Annotated in this window: 16 protein-coding genes; 11 read left to right on the top strand and 5 right to left on the bottom strand. The window is 62.1% G+C overall.

Features of this window, described 5'->3' with window-relative positions:
• The first annotated feature begins 3 nt into the window (after window positions 1-3).
• The 4 genes from AC07UB_RS03655 (at window position 4) to AC07UB_RS03640 (ending at window position 4,466) form a co-directional block, all read left to right on the top strand.
• On the top strand, window positions 4-1,731 hold the full coding sequence (locus tag AC07UB_RS03655; RefSeq protein WP_494652120.1) for an AMP-binding protein: 1,728 nt from the start codon (window positions 4-6) through the stop codon (window positions 1,729-1,731).
• 104 nt (window positions 1,732-1,835) lie between these two features.
• On the top strand, window positions 1,836-2,300 hold the full coding sequence (locus AC07UB_RS03650) for a MaoC family dehydratase (RefSeq protein WP_494652122.1): 465 nt from the start codon (window positions 1,836-1,838) through the stop codon (window positions 2,298-2,300).
• Between the two features lie 14 nt (window positions 2,301-2,314).
• Entirely contained in the window at window positions 2,315-3,247 is a 933-nt protein-coding gene (locus AC07UB_RS03645) for an SDR family NAD(P)-dependent oxidoreductase (protein WP_494652123.1), read from the top strand.
• Window positions 3,248-3,251: 4 nt separating this feature from the next.
• Window positions 3,252-4,466, top strand: a complete 1,215-nt coding sequence (locus tag AC07UB_RS03640; RefSeq protein WP_494652125.1) for a BaiN/RdsA family NAD(P)/FAD-dependent oxidoreductase — start codon at window positions 3,252-3,254, stop codon at window positions 4,464-4,466.
• Here the strand turns inward: AC07UB_RS03640 and AC07UB_RS03635 are convergent.
• Both AC07UB_RS03635 and AC07UB_RS03630 read right to left on the bottom strand, forming a co-directional pair.
• Window positions 4,463-6,283, bottom strand: coding sequence for an ABC-F family ATP-binding cassette domain-containing protein (locus tag AC07UB_RS03635; protein ID WP_494652127.1), 1,821 nt, complete (start codon window positions 6,281-6,283; stop codon window positions 4,463-4,465). The two genes, AC07UB_RS03640 and AC07UB_RS03635, sit on opposite strands and share 4 nt — an antisense overlap.
• A gap of 15 nt (window positions 6,284-6,298) precedes the next feature.
• Window positions 6,299-6,766 carry a YaiI/YqxD family protein gene (locus AC07UB_RS03630; protein WP_492788994.1) on the bottom strand — a complete coding sequence of 156 codons (468 nt, stop codon included), beginning with the start codon at window positions 6,764-6,766 and terminating at the stop codon, window positions 6,299-6,301.
• Between the two features lie 170 nt (window positions 6,767-6,936).
• Here AC07UB_RS03630 and AC07UB_RS03625 point away from each other — a divergent pair, with 170 nt between their 5' ends.
• The 5 genes from AC07UB_RS03625 (at window position 6,937) to AC07UB_RS03605 (ending at window position 9,900) form a co-directional block, all read left to right on the top strand.
• Window positions 6,937-7,734: a hotdog fold domain-containing protein gene (locus tag AC07UB_RS03625; protein ID WP_494652129.1), complete on the top strand. Its 798-nt coding sequence runs from the start codon at window positions 6,937-6,939 to the stop codon at window positions 7,732-7,734.
• Between the two features lie 682 nt (window positions 7,735-8,416).
• Window positions 8,417-8,740 (top strand): ArsR/SmtB family transcription factor, encoded by a 324-nt coding sequence (locus AC07UB_RS03620; RefSeq protein ID WP_492792610.1) that lies wholly within the window; start codon window positions 8,417-8,419, stop codon window positions 8,738-8,740.
• The gene (locus AC07UB_RS03615) at window positions 8,737-9,159 is read left to right on the top strand and encodes an SRPBCC family protein (RefSeq protein ID WP_494652131.1); all 423 of its coding nucleotides are present in this window, start codon (window positions 8,737-8,739) and stop codon (window positions 9,157-9,159) included. The genes AC07UB_RS03620 and AC07UB_RS03615 overlap by 4 nt, the downstream gene beginning before the upstream one ends.
• Window positions 9,160-9,221: 62 nt before the next feature.
• Window positions 9,222-9,449, top strand: a complete 228-nt coding sequence (locus tag AC07UB_RS03610; protein WP_494652133.1) for a hypothetical protein — start codon at window positions 9,222-9,224, stop codon at window positions 9,447-9,449.
• A 4-nt stretch (window positions 9,450-9,453) separates the two neighbouring features.
• Window positions 9,454-9,900, top strand: a complete 447-nt coding sequence (locus AC07UB_RS03605; protein ID WP_494652135.1) for a DUF1801 domain-containing protein — start codon at window positions 9,454-9,456, stop codon at window positions 9,898-9,900.
• Window positions 9,901-9,972: 72 nt separating this feature from the next.
• On the opposite strand, the gene AC07UB_RS03600 is transcribed toward AC07UB_RS03605, so the two are convergent.
• The 3 genes from AC07UB_RS03600 to AC07UB_RS03590 form a co-directional block, all read right to left on the bottom strand.
• Entirely contained in the window at window positions 9,973-10,824 is an 852-nt protein-coding gene (locus tag AC07UB_RS03600) for an alpha/beta fold hydrolase (RefSeq protein ID WP_494652137.1), read from the bottom strand.
• 119 nt (window positions 10,825-10,943) lie between these two features.
• Window positions 10,944-12,353 carry a type I glutamate--ammonia ligase gene (gene glnA, locus AC07UB_RS03595; protein WP_492789000.1) on the bottom strand — a complete coding sequence of 470 codons (1,410 nt, stop codon included), beginning with the start codon at window positions 12,351-12,353 and terminating at the stop codon, window positions 10,944-10,946.
• A gap of 167 nt (window positions 12,354-12,520) precedes the next feature.
• Window positions 12,521-12,859 carry a P-II family nitrogen regulator gene (locus AC07UB_RS03590; protein ID WP_002712006.1) on the bottom strand — a complete coding sequence of 113 codons (339 nt, stop codon included), beginning with the start codon at window positions 12,857-12,859 and terminating at the stop codon, window positions 12,521-12,523.
• 403 nt (window positions 12,860-13,262) lie between these two features.
• On the opposite strand from AC07UB_RS03590, the gene AC07UB_RS03585 reads away from it, so the two are divergent.
• Window positions 13,263-14,762 carry an NAD(P)H-hydrate dehydratase gene (locus tag AC07UB_RS03585; protein WP_492789001.1) on the top strand — a complete coding sequence of 500 codons (1,500 nt, stop codon included), beginning with the start codon at window positions 13,263-13,265 and terminating at the stop codon, window positions 14,760-14,762.
• Between the two features lie 106 nt (window positions 14,763-14,868).
• Window positions 14,869-15,156: a DUF1330 domain-containing protein gene (locus AC07UB_RS03580; RefSeq protein ID WP_492789002.1), complete on the top strand. Its 288-nt coding sequence runs from the start codon at window positions 14,869-14,871 to the stop codon at window positions 15,154-15,156.
• The last annotated feature ends 4 nt before the right edge of the window (window positions 15,157-15,160 follow it).

Genomic DNA, 15,160 nt, shown 5'->3' with positions numbered 1-15,160 from the left:
TTGATGACGACATTCCAGGACGCGCGCGCATTCCTGCTTCAGCATCGCACCGACTACGACAAGGCCGTCGCGGACTTCCGCTGGCCCGATCAGAAGCAATTTAACTGGGCGCTCGACTGGTTTGACGCGGATCTGGCGAGCGCCGCGGAGAGCCGCGACCGCACGGCGCTCTGGATCGTCGACGCCGCCAGCAATACCGAAACCAGACTGACTTTCGCGGCACTGTCGCGCCGCTCCAACCAGACCGCGAATTTCCTGCGCGATCTCGGTTTGAAGCGCGGCGATCATCTGCTCTTGCTGCTCGGCAACGTGGTGCCGCTATGGGAAACGATGCTTGCCGCCATGAAGCTCGGCGTCATCGTGATTCCCGCAACGACGTTGCTGACGGCGGATGAGTTGCGTGACCGTCTCGATCGCGGCAAGGCGAGGGCGGTTGTCGCGACGCAGGATCAGGTCGCGAAGTTCGAAGGTCTGGGCGGTGAGGGCTTCACGAAGATCGTTGTTGCCGCGACTGCTGAACATAAAGGCTGGCGGCGGTTCGAGGACGCTGCAAACTATCCGGACGCGTTCACACCGGACGGCACGACTGGCGCCGACGACCCGATGTTGCTCTATTTCACGTCCGGCACCACGGCGAAGCCGAAGCTGGTTCTGCACAGCCACAGCAGTTATCCGGTCGGCTCGCTCTCCACGATGTATTGGCTCGGGCTTCAGCCGGGCGACATTCATCTCAACATATCTTCGCCTGGTTGGGCGAAGCATGCGTGGAGCTGCTTCTTCTCGCCGTGGAATGCGGGGGCAACCATCTTCATCGTCAACCAGCCGCGTTTCGATGCGAAAGGTTTGCTCGCGACCGTCGCGCGTTGTGGCGTGACCACGTTATGTGCGCCGCCGACGGTGTGGCGGCTGTTCATTCAGGAGCGTCTCGCGGATTACAAGGTTTCGGTGCGCGAAGTCTGCGGCGCAGGTGAGCCGCTTAACCCGGAAGTGATCGATCAAGTCAAGGCGGCGTGGGGTCTGACGATCCGCGATGGCTACGGCCAGACTGAAACCACGGCGCTGGCCGGGAATTCGCCCGGTCAGCCGGTGAAAATCGGATCGATGGGCCGGCCGTTGCCGGGTTACAAGGTGGCTGTCGCGGACGCCGACGGCAATCCTGCGAAGGAAGGCGAGGTGCGTCTTGTGCTGGGCGCGCATCGTCCTGCAGGGTTGATGCTGGGTTATCAGGGCGACGACGGCAAGCCGAAGGGCGCGGACGGTGCGGTCTATCAGACCGGTGACGTGGTGTTTCTCGATAACGACGGCTATCTGACATTTGTCGGCCGCTCCGACGACGTATTCAAGTCATCTGACTATCGCATCAGCCCGTTCGAACTTGAGAGTGTGCTGCTCGAACATGATCTGGTGGCCGAGGCTGCCGTCGTGCCGACGCCGGATCCGATCCGGCTCGCGCTTCCCAAGGCTTACGTGTCGGTTGTGCCGGGCACCGCGATCTCGCGTGAAACGGCGTTGGCGATCTTCCAGTATGTCCATTCACGCCTTGCGCCGTTCAAGCGTATCCGACGTATCGAACTGGTGACTGAACTGCCGAAGACGATCTCCGGCAAGATTCGCCGCGTTCAACTGCGCCGTCTTGAACATGATAATGATCGCACGGACGCGCTGCGCGGCACGGAATTCCGGGAGGAAGATTTTCCGGAATTGCAGGTGGGCACAGGCGGAACGCGGTAGTTTCCATTCCCCGGAGCCTGTTGCGGTCAAAGTTTTCACTTGGCCGGGCCGCCGTTCTGTGGAATGTGCCAATCCAGTTCGAATTCGAAGCAGGGGACAGCCGGATGGGCGTTGCGATGGATCGCGAAGACTTTGTGAAGCTCGTGGGCCAGGAGCTCGGCGTCTCCGAATGGCATACAATCGATCAGAAGCAGATCAACGCCTTCGCTGACGCGACCGAGGATTTTCAGTTTATCCACATCGATCCGGAACGCGCCAAGCGCGAGACGCCGTTTGGCGGGACCATCGCGCATGGCTTCCTGTCGTTGTCGGTGCTGCCCAAGCTTGCCTATGCGACGATGCCGACATTGAACGGCGCGGCGATGTCGATCAACTACGGTTTCGACAAGATCAGATTTCTGACGCCGGTGCGCGCAGGCAAGCGGGTGCGCGCGCGCTTCGTGTTGTCCGAGGTGACGATGAAGTCGCCGCAGGAATTGCTGGCGCGTACCGCAACCACGCTCGAAATCGAGGATGAGTCGAAGCCCGCTCTGGTCGCGGACTGGCTCGGAATGCATTTCTTCGCATAATACAGGGAACGATCATGGCAATCAGATTCGATGGGCGCGTTGCGGTCGTGACCGGCGCGGGTGCAGGTCTCGGGCGCGCACATGCGCTGGGACTGGCGAAGCTAGGCGCGCGCGTGGTCGTCAACGACATGGGCGCTGCGCGTGACGGCAGCGGCGGCTCGGTCAGTCCGGCGGAAGCCGTCGTGGAAGAAATCCGCAAGGCGGGCGGCGAAGCGATCGCCGACGGCGCGGATGTCTCGAACTTCGAGCAGGTCAAGGAGATGGTCGCCCGCGCTGCGTTGAAGTGGGGCAGCGTCGATCTGATGGTCGCGAACGCCGGCATCTTGCGCGACAAGTCGTTCGGCAAGATGGAGTCGGACGATTTCGCCAAGGTTATCGCGGTGCATCTCACCGGCACGTTCAACTGCTGCCGTGCGGTGTGGGACGGGATGCGCGAGCGCAACTACGGACGCATCGTGGTCACCACGTCGTCGTCGGGTCTGTTTGGAAACTTCGGGCAGGCGAACTACGCCGCCGCAAAGGCCGGCATGATCGGCCTGATGAATGTTCTTGCCGAGGAAGGCCGCAAGACGAACATCCGCGTCAACACGATCTCGCCGACGGCGGCGACCCGCATGACCGAAGGCTTGATTGGGCCGGAAATTCTGGAATTGATGAAGCCGGAAGCGATCACGCCGGCGGTGCTCTATCTGCTGAGCGAGGACGCGCCGACCCGTACCATCATGGGCGCGGGCGCAGGTTCGTTCGCGGTCATCAAGGTCGTCGAGACCGAAGGCCTCAATCTGCCGAAGGACCAATGGACGCCGGACGCCATTGCGGCGAACTTCACGAAGATCGGCGACATGTCGACGGCACGCGATCTGGGCGGTGCGTTCTTCCAGACGTTCAAGTATGTCGAGCAGGCCGCGAAGGCGGCGGGTATCAAGCTTCCGCCGATGGGCGGTTGAGATCTTGAATGTCGCCATCATCGGTGCCGGTCCTGCGGGACTGATGGCGGCTGAGGTTTTGGCGGCGGGCGGTGCGCAGGTCACCGTCTATGAGCGTATGCCGTCTGTCGGGCGAAAGTTTTTGCTCGCCGGACGCGGCGGCCTCAACCTCACGCATAGCGAACCGCTTGACCAGTTCCTGCCGCGCTATCGCGAGGCGACGCCGCATCTGCGCGCGGCTATCGAGGCGTTTTCGCCCGACGCATTGCGCGCGTGGAGTGAAGGGTTGGGTCAACTGACCTTCGTCGGCTCGAGCGGCCGGGTGTTTCCCCAAGTCTTCAAGGCATCGCCGTTGTTGCGCGCGTGGCTGCGCCGTCTCGATCAGCTGGGCGTGCGCTTCGCGCTCAACCATCGCTGGACGGGATGGAGCGCGAAAGGCGACCTGCAATTCGAGACGCCCGAAGGCCCAGCGTCGTTCAGGCCTGACGCCACCGTCATTGCCCTCGGCGGTGCAAGCTGGCCAAGGCTCGGCGCGGACGGTGACTGGACCGATGCGCTGAGCGCCAAGGGAATCGGTGTTACGCCGTTGCGTCCGGCCAATTGCGGATTTCGTGTCGACTGGTCGAACTTGTTCCGCGACAGGTTTCAAGGAGAGCCGCTGAAAAGTATCGCTTTATCATTCGGCGGTGAGTCGGTGCGCGGTGAGGCGACGATTACGCGCGATGGCATCGAGGGCGGCGCGGTGTATGCGCTGTCCGCGCCAGTGCGTGATGCGGTGCTTGCGAACGGCGAGGCCGTTCTTCACGTCGCGTTGCGGCCCGATATCCCGCAAGCCGATCTGGCGAAGCGCCTGGGCGCGCCGAGAAAGAAGCAATCGCTATCGACCTATCTGAGAAAGCAGGCGGCATTGTCTCCCGCCGCGATCGGATTGCTTCAGGAAGCGACCATTGCGTTCGGGTTGCTTCCGTCGACAATGTCGCCTGATCAACTGGCGACATTCGTCAATGCGGTCCCTGTACGTCTGACAGGCGTTGCGTCGATCGATCGCGCAATCTCGACGGCGGGCGGAATTGCATTCGCCGAGATCGATACGCATTTTATGCTGCGCTCGTTGCCAGGCGTGTTCGTCGCGGGCGAAATGCTGGACTGGGAAGCGCCAACTGGCGGCTACCTGTTGCAGGCATGTTTCGCGACGGGCGCTGCGGCCGCGCGCGGAGCGCTGGACTATTTGAAGCGCTAAACCCCACTCTCGATCTCCTCGCGAAGCATTTCGAGCGCGAGCCACTTTTCCTCGGCGACGTCCAGTTCGGCCTGCGCCTTGGCGATGGCTGCTGACGCCGCGTCGAACTTCTTGCGGTCCTTCGTGAACAGTTCGGGATCGCTCATCAGGTTCTGCTGTTTGGCGATCTCGGACTGAAGCTTCGCCATCGTCTTCGGCAAGGTTTCGAGCGCGTGTTTCTCGTTGAAGTTGAGACGACGCTTTGAGGACGACGATGGCGCGGACGCTACGCCCTTGCTTTCTCTCGGCTTGTCAGCCGCTGCAGATTCCGCCGCGCGCTGCTTCAGGTCTTCGCCGCGCTGTGCCAGCATGTCGGAATAGCCGCCGGCATATTCGACCCACTTGCCGTTGCCTTCCGGCGCGATCACCGACGTTACGACGCGGTCGAGGAAGTCACGGTCGTGGCTGACAAGGATGACCGTGCCCTGATAGTCGCCGAGCATTTCCTCGAGCACGTCGAGGGTTTCGAGATCGAGATCGTTGGTCGGCTCGTCCAGCACCAGCACGTTGGACGGCTTGGCCAGCGCGCGCGCCAGCATCAGACGTCCGCGCTCGCCGCCGGACAGGACTTCGAGCGGCGTGCGGGCCTGCTCCTGCGTGAACAGGAAGTCTTTCATGTAGCTGATGACGTGCTTCGGTTTGCCGTTGACCATGATGCTGTCGCCACGGCCGCCGGTCAGCGCGTCGGACAGCGTCGATTTCGGATCGAGGCTTTCGCGGTGTTGGTCGAGCGTCACCATTTCGATGTTGGCGCCGAGGCGGATCATGCCGGTGTCGGGCTTGTCGGCGCCCGTGAGCATGCTGATCAATGTGGTCTTGCCCGCGCCGTTGGGGCCGACGATGCCGATGCGGTCGCCGCGCGCGACCCGGATTGAGAAATCATCGACGATGGGACGATCGCCATACGACTTGAAGATGTGCTTCGCTTCGATCACCAGCTTGCCGGAGCTTTCAGCCTCGGCTGCTGCGAGGTTCGCCTTGCCGGCGGTTCCGCGATAGTCGCGGCGCTGGTCGCGCAGTTCGAACAGATTACCGAGACGCTTGACGTTGCGCTTGCGGCGGCCCGAGACGCCATAGCGCAGCCAGTGTTCCTCGGCGACGATCTTGCGGTCGAGCTTGTGCTGGTCGCGTTCTTCTTCCGCCAGCACCTCGTCGCGCCATTCCTCAAACGCGCTGAAGCCTTTTTCGATGCGCCGGGTCTGGCCGCGGTCGAGCCACACGGTGGCGCGCGACAGATTGGACAGAAAACGCCGGTCATGGCTGATCATCACCAGCGCGGTGCGCCGGCTGGCGAGTTCGCCTTCGAGCCATTCGATGGTGGTGAGATCGAGATGGTTGGTCGGCTCGTCCAGCAACAGGATGTCGGGCGAGGGCGCGAGCACGCGCGCCAGCGCCGTGCGCCGGGCTTCGCCGCCGGACAGATTGGCGGGATCTTCAGAGCCTGTGAGCCCGAACTGCTCCAGCAGGTATTGCGCCTGATAGGAATCGTCGCCCGGGTTGAGGCCGGCTTCGACATAGGCGAGCGTGGTCCTGAAGCCGGTGAAATCCGGTTCCTGCGGCAGATAGCGGATCGTCGCGCCGGGCTGCACGAAGCGGCTGCCGCGATCCGCTTCCACGAGTCCTGCGACGATCTTGAGAAGCGTCGATTTTCCGGAGCCGTTGCGGCCGATCAGGCAGACGCGTTCGCCGGCGGAGACGGCAAGCTCGACGCCGTCGAGCAGCGGGGTGCCGCCGAAGGTCAGCGCGATGTCTTTTAACTGAATGAGAGGAGGCGCCATGTCGTCGGGGTACTCTTACTTCTGTTGCGCGCGCTGGATGCGGCGGATGGTCTGGTCGAGGGCCGACAGGAACGCGGAGCGGTCGCGCGGTGAAAACGAACGCGGCCCGCCGGTGACTTCGCCGCTGGAGCGCAGGTCGGTCATCAGGTTGCGCACCGCCAGCGTCATGCCGATGGATTCTTCGGAGAACGGCTTGCCGTTCGGTGCGATGACATCCGCGCCCGCCTTGACGCAACGCGCCGCGAGCGGGATGTCGGACGTGACGACGATATCGCCTGTTTGCGCGCGTTCCGCAATCCAGTCGTCGGCGGCGTCCATGCCCGCGCCTGCGGCAATCCGCTCGATCATTGGGTCGTTCGGGACCCGGATGAAATTGCCCGCGACCACGCTGACCGGCAGGCCGTGGCGCGCGGCGACACGGTAAATCTCGTCCTTCACCGGGCAGGCGTCGGCATCGACATAAATGCGGGTCGTTCGGGTCAAGGCGGTTCCGTTCAGGTTTGCGCTGCTGGTACCCCAGCCAAGCCAAAATGGCGAGCGAAAGGCGCGAAACCCGGACTGCGAGGCATGTGCGGGCGCATCTTGTCTTCGCCCCGGCTTTGCGGTCCATTTATGGCAAGAAACGCAGCAATTCGAGCAAGCCGAGGAAACTTATGACCGCGCTCAAGCCCTACAGCGTCGATGCCTATAATCTCGCCAAGAACTCCGAAAACAAGATGCACGACGATTCGGTCGCGCGCCGGTTCGGATTTCAGGGCGGGCTGGTGCCGGGTGTCGATGTGTTCGCCTACATGACGCACATGCCGGTGGCGAAATGGGGACGGGCGTTTCTGGAACGCGGGCTGATGGACGGCCGTTTCTTCAAGCCGGTGTATGACGGTGAGATCTCGGTCGTCACGGCGGAGGAAACCGCCGACGGTCTCGCCATCAAGGTGGAGAGCCGTGGCGAACTCTGCGCCACCGGCGTGGCCTCGATGCCGTCCGAGATGCCGAAAATTGCGCTCGATGATTTCCAGAACGCCGCCGTCGTCGGCAAGAACGCACCCGCCGACGAGAAAACCTACGCGGCCGGCAGGTGGCTCGCCATTCCGCCGTTCACGCTCGGCGGGCAGGGGGCGTCCGATTACCTGCGCGACGCCCGCGAAACCGATCCGCTTTATGCAAACGAGAAGATCGTTCACACCGGCATGTTGCTGCGGACGATGAACTGGGCGCTGATGGAGAACGCCATTCTCGGTCCGTGGATTCATGTCGGCAGCACGATCCGCTATCTCGCGACCGCAGGCGTGGACGACGAGCTCACCGTGCGCGCGAAGGTCACCGGCAACTACGACCGCAAGGGCCACAAGTTCGTGGAGCTGGACGGCGTGATCGTCGCGAACGGCACGAAGCTGATCGCGCATTGCCAGCATGTGGCGATCTACCAGCCGCGCGAAACGATGGCGGCGTAGCTTTTCGATTCAGTTTTCAAACAGCCAGACGTATTCGTCCTCGCGCCATGCGCGAGTTGGGCTTTTGGTTCTGCCCGCTCAAAACAGCGAGGGGCATGGAGCGCCGCGAGGCGCACGTTGTCTTGTTTCGCTCCCGGCACCGCGTGCGAAGCGGCGTGTCTCCGGAAGCGCATCGCCTCACGGCGCTCCATTGCGGCGATTTTGGGCGAGAGGACCGTACTTCCGGGACAGGACGGACGCGGTGCGCCCTGATCCGGCGGGATTTCCCCGCCTTCATCCTGTCCGCGTCCAGCTGCGAACGGCAGAGCCCCATAGTGAGCCCGGACGGTGACCCCGCAGGCAGCTTGCGCCGGCTGCGTTTATCGCGCCTCCCGAGCGTGTGTTTGCGAAACACACGTGCAGGCGCCGCATCCTGCTCCGCTCTCAAGACGCCTCTAGAAAGCGCCCCTCACGAACAGGACGTGCTGAACATAAGAGAGGTCCGGAGCGCGGGGATTTGTGTCCCCATCACGAAATGTTTCTGCGAGGACCACAGCCGTGGACTCCGGGCCGGGCGGGAAATCACTTCACCCCATCCGGCTTACATTCGCTGTCGTTTTCATGGCGCGCGGATTCCCGCTTGACCAACGCATAACTCGATGGTTATACGTTAATCCATAACCACAAGGTTATGGGTTTCAAAATGTCTAAAGCTCACGACACGTTGTTCAGAACGCTCGCCGACCCGACCCGGCGGGCGATCTTCGAGCGGTTATGCCGCGACGGAGAACAGACGGTGAGCGCGCTGACGGTTCGGGCCAAGGTCTCGCAGCCGGCCGTCTCGAAACATCTCGGCGTTCTGAAGCAGGCCGGGCTGGTGCGTGACCGCCACGAGGGCCGCCAGACACATTACAGCGCGCAGCTCGGCGCGTTGGCCCCCCTGATCGACTGGACCAGTCAGATGGCCGGCTTCTGGGAGAAGCGGTTCGATGATCTCGAAGACTTGCTGAAGAGGATGGATCAATGAGCACCGAAACACTCTCTGTTGTTGTTGAGCGTGAGTTTTCCCACCCGCCGGAAAAGCTCTGGCGTGCGCTCACGCAGCCGCACCTGATCGAGGAGTGGCTCATGAAGAACGACTTCAAGCCTGTCGTGGGCCACAGCTTCAATCTTCGTGGAGACTGGGGCGGCGTGCTGGACTGCGAGGTGCTCGCCGTCGAACCGAACAAGACGCTGTCCTACACTTGGAATTTTGCGCACGACGATGCGGCCTTCAATCTGACCAGCGTTGTGATCTTTACGCTGACGCCCACGCGCACGGGGACCCATTTGCGCATGGAACAATCGGGCTTCCGGCCGGATCAGAAGCAGGCCTTCGGCGGCGCCCGGCACGGGTGGCAGCAGTTCTTTGGAAATCTGGAGCAGGTGTTGTCGAGAACAGATTGACGTCTGCCGCACACCAGCGCCCGTGAATGAATGATGCAGTTTAGAGTCAGAGGAGAGTTCTCATGAACTGGAACAGTACCATCCGGCAGGGCCACCGCTGGCTGTCGATTATTTTCACCGTGACGGTGATCGCTAATTTCGTCGCGATGTCATTGGACACGCCGCCCGCCTGGGTGGTCTATTCACCATTGCCGCCGCTCTTCCTGCTATTGTTCAGCGGTCTCTACATGTTCGCGCTGCCGTATGTCGTCAGCATGCGGCGCAAACCGGAAGATGAATTGCGGGCGTAATCCAATGACTCCATCGGACAAGATCGATCAACTGATTGCGAAACTCACCGACTGGCGCGGCAAAACGCTCGCCAGTGTGCGCAAGGCCATCCTCGCGGCCGACAAGGAAATTATTGAGGAATGGAAATGGATGGGAAGCCCGGTGTGGGAGCGCGACGGAATCATCGCGGTCGGCAACGCCCATAAGGAGAAGGTAAAGCTGACCTTCGCCCACGGCGCGAGCCTTTCCGATCCCGACAAGCTCTTCAATGCGGGTCTTGAAGGCAAGGTGTGGCGGGCGATCGATCTGTTCGAGGGTGACAAGATCGATGCGACGGCGCTGAAAAATCTGATTCGTGCGGCGATCGCGTTCAATCAGAACAAGAAAGCGAAGAAGAAGGCGGCGGCAACCAAGGCAAGGAAGAAGACAGCGCCGGGCGCTCGGGCAAAGGCGGGCGAGAGCAGGCGATAGCCCTTCGCTTCGAATATCCCGCTGCGCTGTCATTGCCCGGCTGTTGCCGGGGACTCGTCGTGTCCGGCGAGGTTACTCCCGGAAAAATGTCGATAGTTCCTTCAGGAGAAACTCCGGCTGCTCCTCGGGAATCCAGTGCCCGCAGTTTTCAACGATGCCGCCGCGCACATTGGTCCCCACGCGCTGCATGGATGACAGCGTTTCGCCGCCGCGCCCGAACGCGTCCGCGCCGCCGAACGCCAGAATGGGCATCTGAAGCTTCTGCGTTTTGAGAAACGCCTCGTTGTCGAGGACGTCCTGATTGAGCGTCCTGTAGTAATTCATGCCCGTGCGCAGGGTGGAGAAATCCCGATAGGTGCGCAGATATTCCACGATCTCCTCTTCGCCGATCGCGTCGCGCACCCAGCCGAAGTTCGCATAGAACCAGCGGTAGTAGACGTCTTCGCGTCCGTGAATGAGCTGTTCCGGCATGTCCAGCGTCTGATGAAACGCGTGATGCCAGCGCCGGCCGTTCTGCGAGAACGTGCCGCTGCCGTCGCCGGGGATCGCCACGTCGAGGATCACAAGCTTCTTCACGAGGCCGGGGTGATAGGCCGCGAGCGCGAATGCAACCGGGCCGCCCCAGTCATGCCCGACCACGAATGCGTCCTCGCCAGGCCGGATCAGGTTCAGAAGCTTTGCGATGTCCGCGCCGATGGTCTTCTTGTCGAACCCGCCGAGGGGCCGCGATGAATCGCCGAGGCCTCTCAGGTCAGGCGCGATGACAAAATAGTCCTTCGCAAGTTCAGGCATGATCTTGCGCCAGGCGTACCAGGTCTGCGGCCAGCCATGGAGCAAAACGACGGGCCTGCCGGAACCAGCGGTAACATAATGCAGGGTGACGTCGCCAAGGTTCGCGTGGTGGTGATCGGGCACAAAGGTCATCGCATATCCTGTTGTCAGCGTCGGGTTCATTCACGTGTGAATCACGCCGTTGTCCAGCGACATAACAAAAAAGGCGCTCCTTTCGGAGCGCCTTTTCGTTTGCGTAAGCTGAGTTCTGCTTACAGCGAGTAGTACATCTCGAACTCGATCGGATGCGGGGTCATTTCGAACCGCTCGACCTCGGTCATCTTCAGTTCGATGAAGCTGTCGATGAAGTCATCGTCGAACACGCCGCCGGCCTTCAGGAACGCGCGGTCCTTGTCGAGATTTTCCAGCGCCTCACGGAGCGAGCCGCAGACCGTCGGAATGGTCTTCAGTTCTTCCTTCGGCAGGTCGTACAGGTCCTTGTCCATCGCCGGACCCGGATCGATCTTGTTCTTGATACCGTCGAGGCCGGCCATCAGCATCGCAGCGAAGGCGAGATACGGATTGGCCATCGGATCGGGGAAACGCACTTCGACGCGCTTGGCCTTCGGGTTGGTGGTGTAGGGGATGCGGCAGGAGGCCGAACGGTTGCGCGCCGAGTAGGCGAGCAGCACCGGCGCTTCATAGCCCGGGACCAGACGCTTGTAGGAGTTGGTCGACGGGTTGGTGAAGGCGTTGATGGCCTTGGCGTGCTTGATGATGCCGCCGATGTAGTGGAGGCAGGTCTCGGAGAGGTCGGCGTACTTGTTGCCGGCGAAGGTCGGCTTGCCGTCCTTCCAGATCGACTGGTGGACGTGCATGCCCGAGCCGTTGTCGCCATACACAGGCTTCGGCATGAAGGTGGCGGTCTTGCCGTAGATGTGCGCGACCTGATGGATGCAGTACTTGTAGACCTGCATCTGGTCGGCCATGTGGGTCAGCGTGTCGAACTTCATGCCGAGTTCGTGCTGGGCGGAAGCGACCTCGTGGTGATGCTTCTCGACCTTGACGCCCATGCGGGCCATCGAGCCCAGCATTTCCGAGCGCATGTCCTGCACCGAGTCCTGCGGCGGAACGGGGAAGTAGCCGCCCTTGGTGCGGATGCGGTGGCCGAGGTTGCCGCCTTCATACTCGGTGTCCGAGTTGGTCGGCAGTTCGGACGAGTCCAGCTTGAAGCCGGTGTTGTACGGCGTGGTCTGGAAGCGCACGTCGTCAAACACGAAGAACTCGGCTTCCGGGCCGACGAACACGGTGTCGCCGACGCCCATCGCCTTGACCTGGGCTTCGGCCTTCTTGGCGATGCCGCGCGGGTCGCGGTTGTAGGGCTCGCCGGTCGACGGCTCGAGAATGTCGCAGACGATGACCATGGTGGTCTCGGCGAAGAACGGATCGATCGTCGCGGTGGTCGGATCGGGCATCAACGTCATGTCGGATTCATTGATCGCCTTCCAGCCCGCAATCGATGAGCCGTCGAACATCGTGCCTTCGGCAAAGATGTCTTCGTCGATCATCGAGATGTCGAACGTGACGTGCTGCCACTTGCCGCGCGGATCGGTGAAACGCAGGTCGACGTATTTTACGTCGTTGTCCTTGATCGACTTGAGGACGTCTTTGGCGGTCTTCATGAATACCCCTTATGTCTGCTTGGTCTGGTGTTTGTCGTCGTGGATTTTAGTCGTGATTTCAGTCGTGGATTTTCAGTCGAGGTGTGCTGGTCGTTCGTGGAGGGCGGCATCCGGATGCCGGTCGGGTCCGGCGAACGTGACGCTGCCGAGAGGCGAGGCGGTCAGGCTTAAATGGCGTCGAGGCCGGACTCTCCCGTTCTGATGCGGATGGCCTCTTCGATGTTGGACACGAAGATCTTGCCGTCGCCGATGCGGCCGGTCTGCGCGGCGCGCCGGATGGCGTCGATGGCTTTTTCGACAAGATCGTCGCCAATCACAATCTCAATTTTGACCTTGGGCAGGAAGTCCACGATGTACTCCGCGCCGCGGTAAAGCTCGGCGTGGCCCTTCTGCCGCCCGAAGCCCTTGGCCTCGGTAACGGTGATGCCTTGAATTCCGACTTCCTGAAGTGCCTCTTTCACCTCGTCGAGCTTGAAGGGCTTGATGATGGCTTCGATCTTTTTCACTGAGCGTCTCCCGGCACTTCCAATTGTTGCACGTCTATTTCCATATCGCGCGGTGTTGCGCACCTGATTTCGCGTACGGAGCCTGTTCCGCGGTATGAACCGTCTCTTTCCGGGCCGCGTGCCTCAGGCTGTGCGGCAAAAAAAGCCGAACTCCCCGCGCATCCGGCGGTGAGCACGACGAAACCAGGTTATCGCGCTAAAAGCAGGGTCCGTGCCAATTTATTAAGAGGTTGGATTCCCAAGTGTTGTCAGATTGTTAGCGGGGCGATTGCCTCATTGTACGGCGCGCTCGAACACCGCGAGAGCCTGCAAAAGAGGCAATTGCTCATAAATTAGCCGCTCAGATCGGCGCTCTGGCACCCACATTGCCTCAGGATGAGGCGAACCGAACAGGCAATTGGCAATGGAAGTTCTGACCGTTTCCGAGATGGCGCGCGCCGACCAGATCACCATCGCGAACGGCATGCCCGGCTTCGCCCTGATGCGCCGGGCCGGGCAGGCGGTTGCGATGGTCGCCGAGTCGATGTCCGGGCAGGGGCCGATCCTGGTGGTGGCGGGCCGCGGCAACAATGGCGGCGACGGCTTCATCGCGGCGGCCGAACTCGCCGCGCGCGGGCGCGAGGTGTCGGTGATCCTGCTGTGCGACCGCGCGACATTGACCGGCGATGCCGCGCTGGCGGCGGCGGAATGGAAAGGGCCGGTGCTGCCCTGCGATCCGGCCGCCATCGGCACGCCCAATCTGATTATCGATGCGCTGTTCGGCGCGGGGCTCAACCGCCCGGTGAAGGGCGACCCTCATGCGATGATCGAGGCGATGAACGCGAGCGGCGTTCCGATCCTGAGCGTCGATCTGCCGAGCGGCATCAACGGTGACACCGGCGCGGTGATGGGCGTCGCCGTTGAAGCATCCGCGACCGCGACGTTCTTTACCCGCAAGCCGGGTCACCTGCTGTTGCCGGGGCGCGTCCATTGCGGCGAGGTTCATGTCGCGGACATCGGGATCGACACGGGCGTGCTCGACGAGATCGCGCCCGTCACATACGAAAACGTGCCGGACCTGTGGGCCGATACGTTTCCGTCGCCGCAGATCGACGGCCACAAGTACGCGCGCGGACATGCGGTGGTCGCGTCGGGCGATGTGATCTCGACAGGCGCTGCGCGTCTCGCGGCGCGCGCGGCGTTGCGCGCGGGCGCGGGGCTGGTGACGGTGGCGTCGCCGCGCGATGCGCTCGCGGTGAATGCCGCGGCGCTGACGGCGGTGATGGTGCGCGAGACGGAAACGCCGCAGCAGTTTACCGAACTTCTTTCCGACAAGCGGTTCAATGTCTGCGTGATCGGGCCAGGAGCCGGTGTCGGTGAGCGCACGCGCGGGCTGGTGCAGGCGGCATTGTCCGCGCAACGCGCTCTGGTCCTCGATGCCGATGCGCTGACGAGCTTCGCGGGCGATCCGGAGCGGCTATTTGCGGCGATCAAAAACCAGCGCAATCCACAGGTTGTCCTCACCCCGCATACGGGTGAATTTGGACGGCTATTCAAAGGCTTGAATGCTACTGATCCAGATCATTCAAAACTCGAACAGGCGCGCCTAGCCGCGCAAGCATCCGGCGCGGTGGTGTTGCTCAAGGGCGCCGACACGGTGATCGCGGCGCCCGACGGCCGCGCGGCCATCACAGCCAACGCGCCGCCGTGGCTTGCGACGGCGGGATCCGGTGATGTGCTGGCGGGAATCCTCGGCGGAATGCTGGCGCAGGGCGTGCCGGCGTTCGAGGCGGCATGCATCGGCGCATGGATGCACGGCGAGGCCGCGCATGAGTTCGGTCCGGGACTGATTGCGGAAGATCTTCCCGATATGCTGCCGGCGGTGCTGCGAAATCTCTACGACGAGCTTGGGATTGCTTACTGAGGCGATGGGCGCGGGATCGCTTCATAAATGGTGTCGATAGTTCTGCGAAAGCGGACCGGCATTCGCTACTCCTGATCCATTGCATGAAGTGGATGAGGAGGCCGGGGTGGCCGTTTACGTGATCGCTCAGTTGAAATTCACGAACGAGGAACGCTATCGCAAGTATCAGGCGAAGTTCTTCGACGTGTTCAAGGACTCCGGCGGCAGGCTGCTGGCCGCGGACGAGAAACCTGTTGTTATCGATGGCGAATGGACACGCGACAAGGTTGTGGTGATGTCGTTTGCCGACGAGGCGCAGGCGAGGAGCTTTCTGGATTCGCCCGGCTATCAGGAAATTTCCAAAGACCGGATCGCGGGCGCGGATACCATCGGCCTGCTGGTCCAAGGGCTCTAGCGGG

Source organism: Afipia sp. GW821-FHT04G03 (genome assembly GCF_059419985.1).
This window is presented reverse-complemented; position numbering and strand designations above follow the sequence as displayed.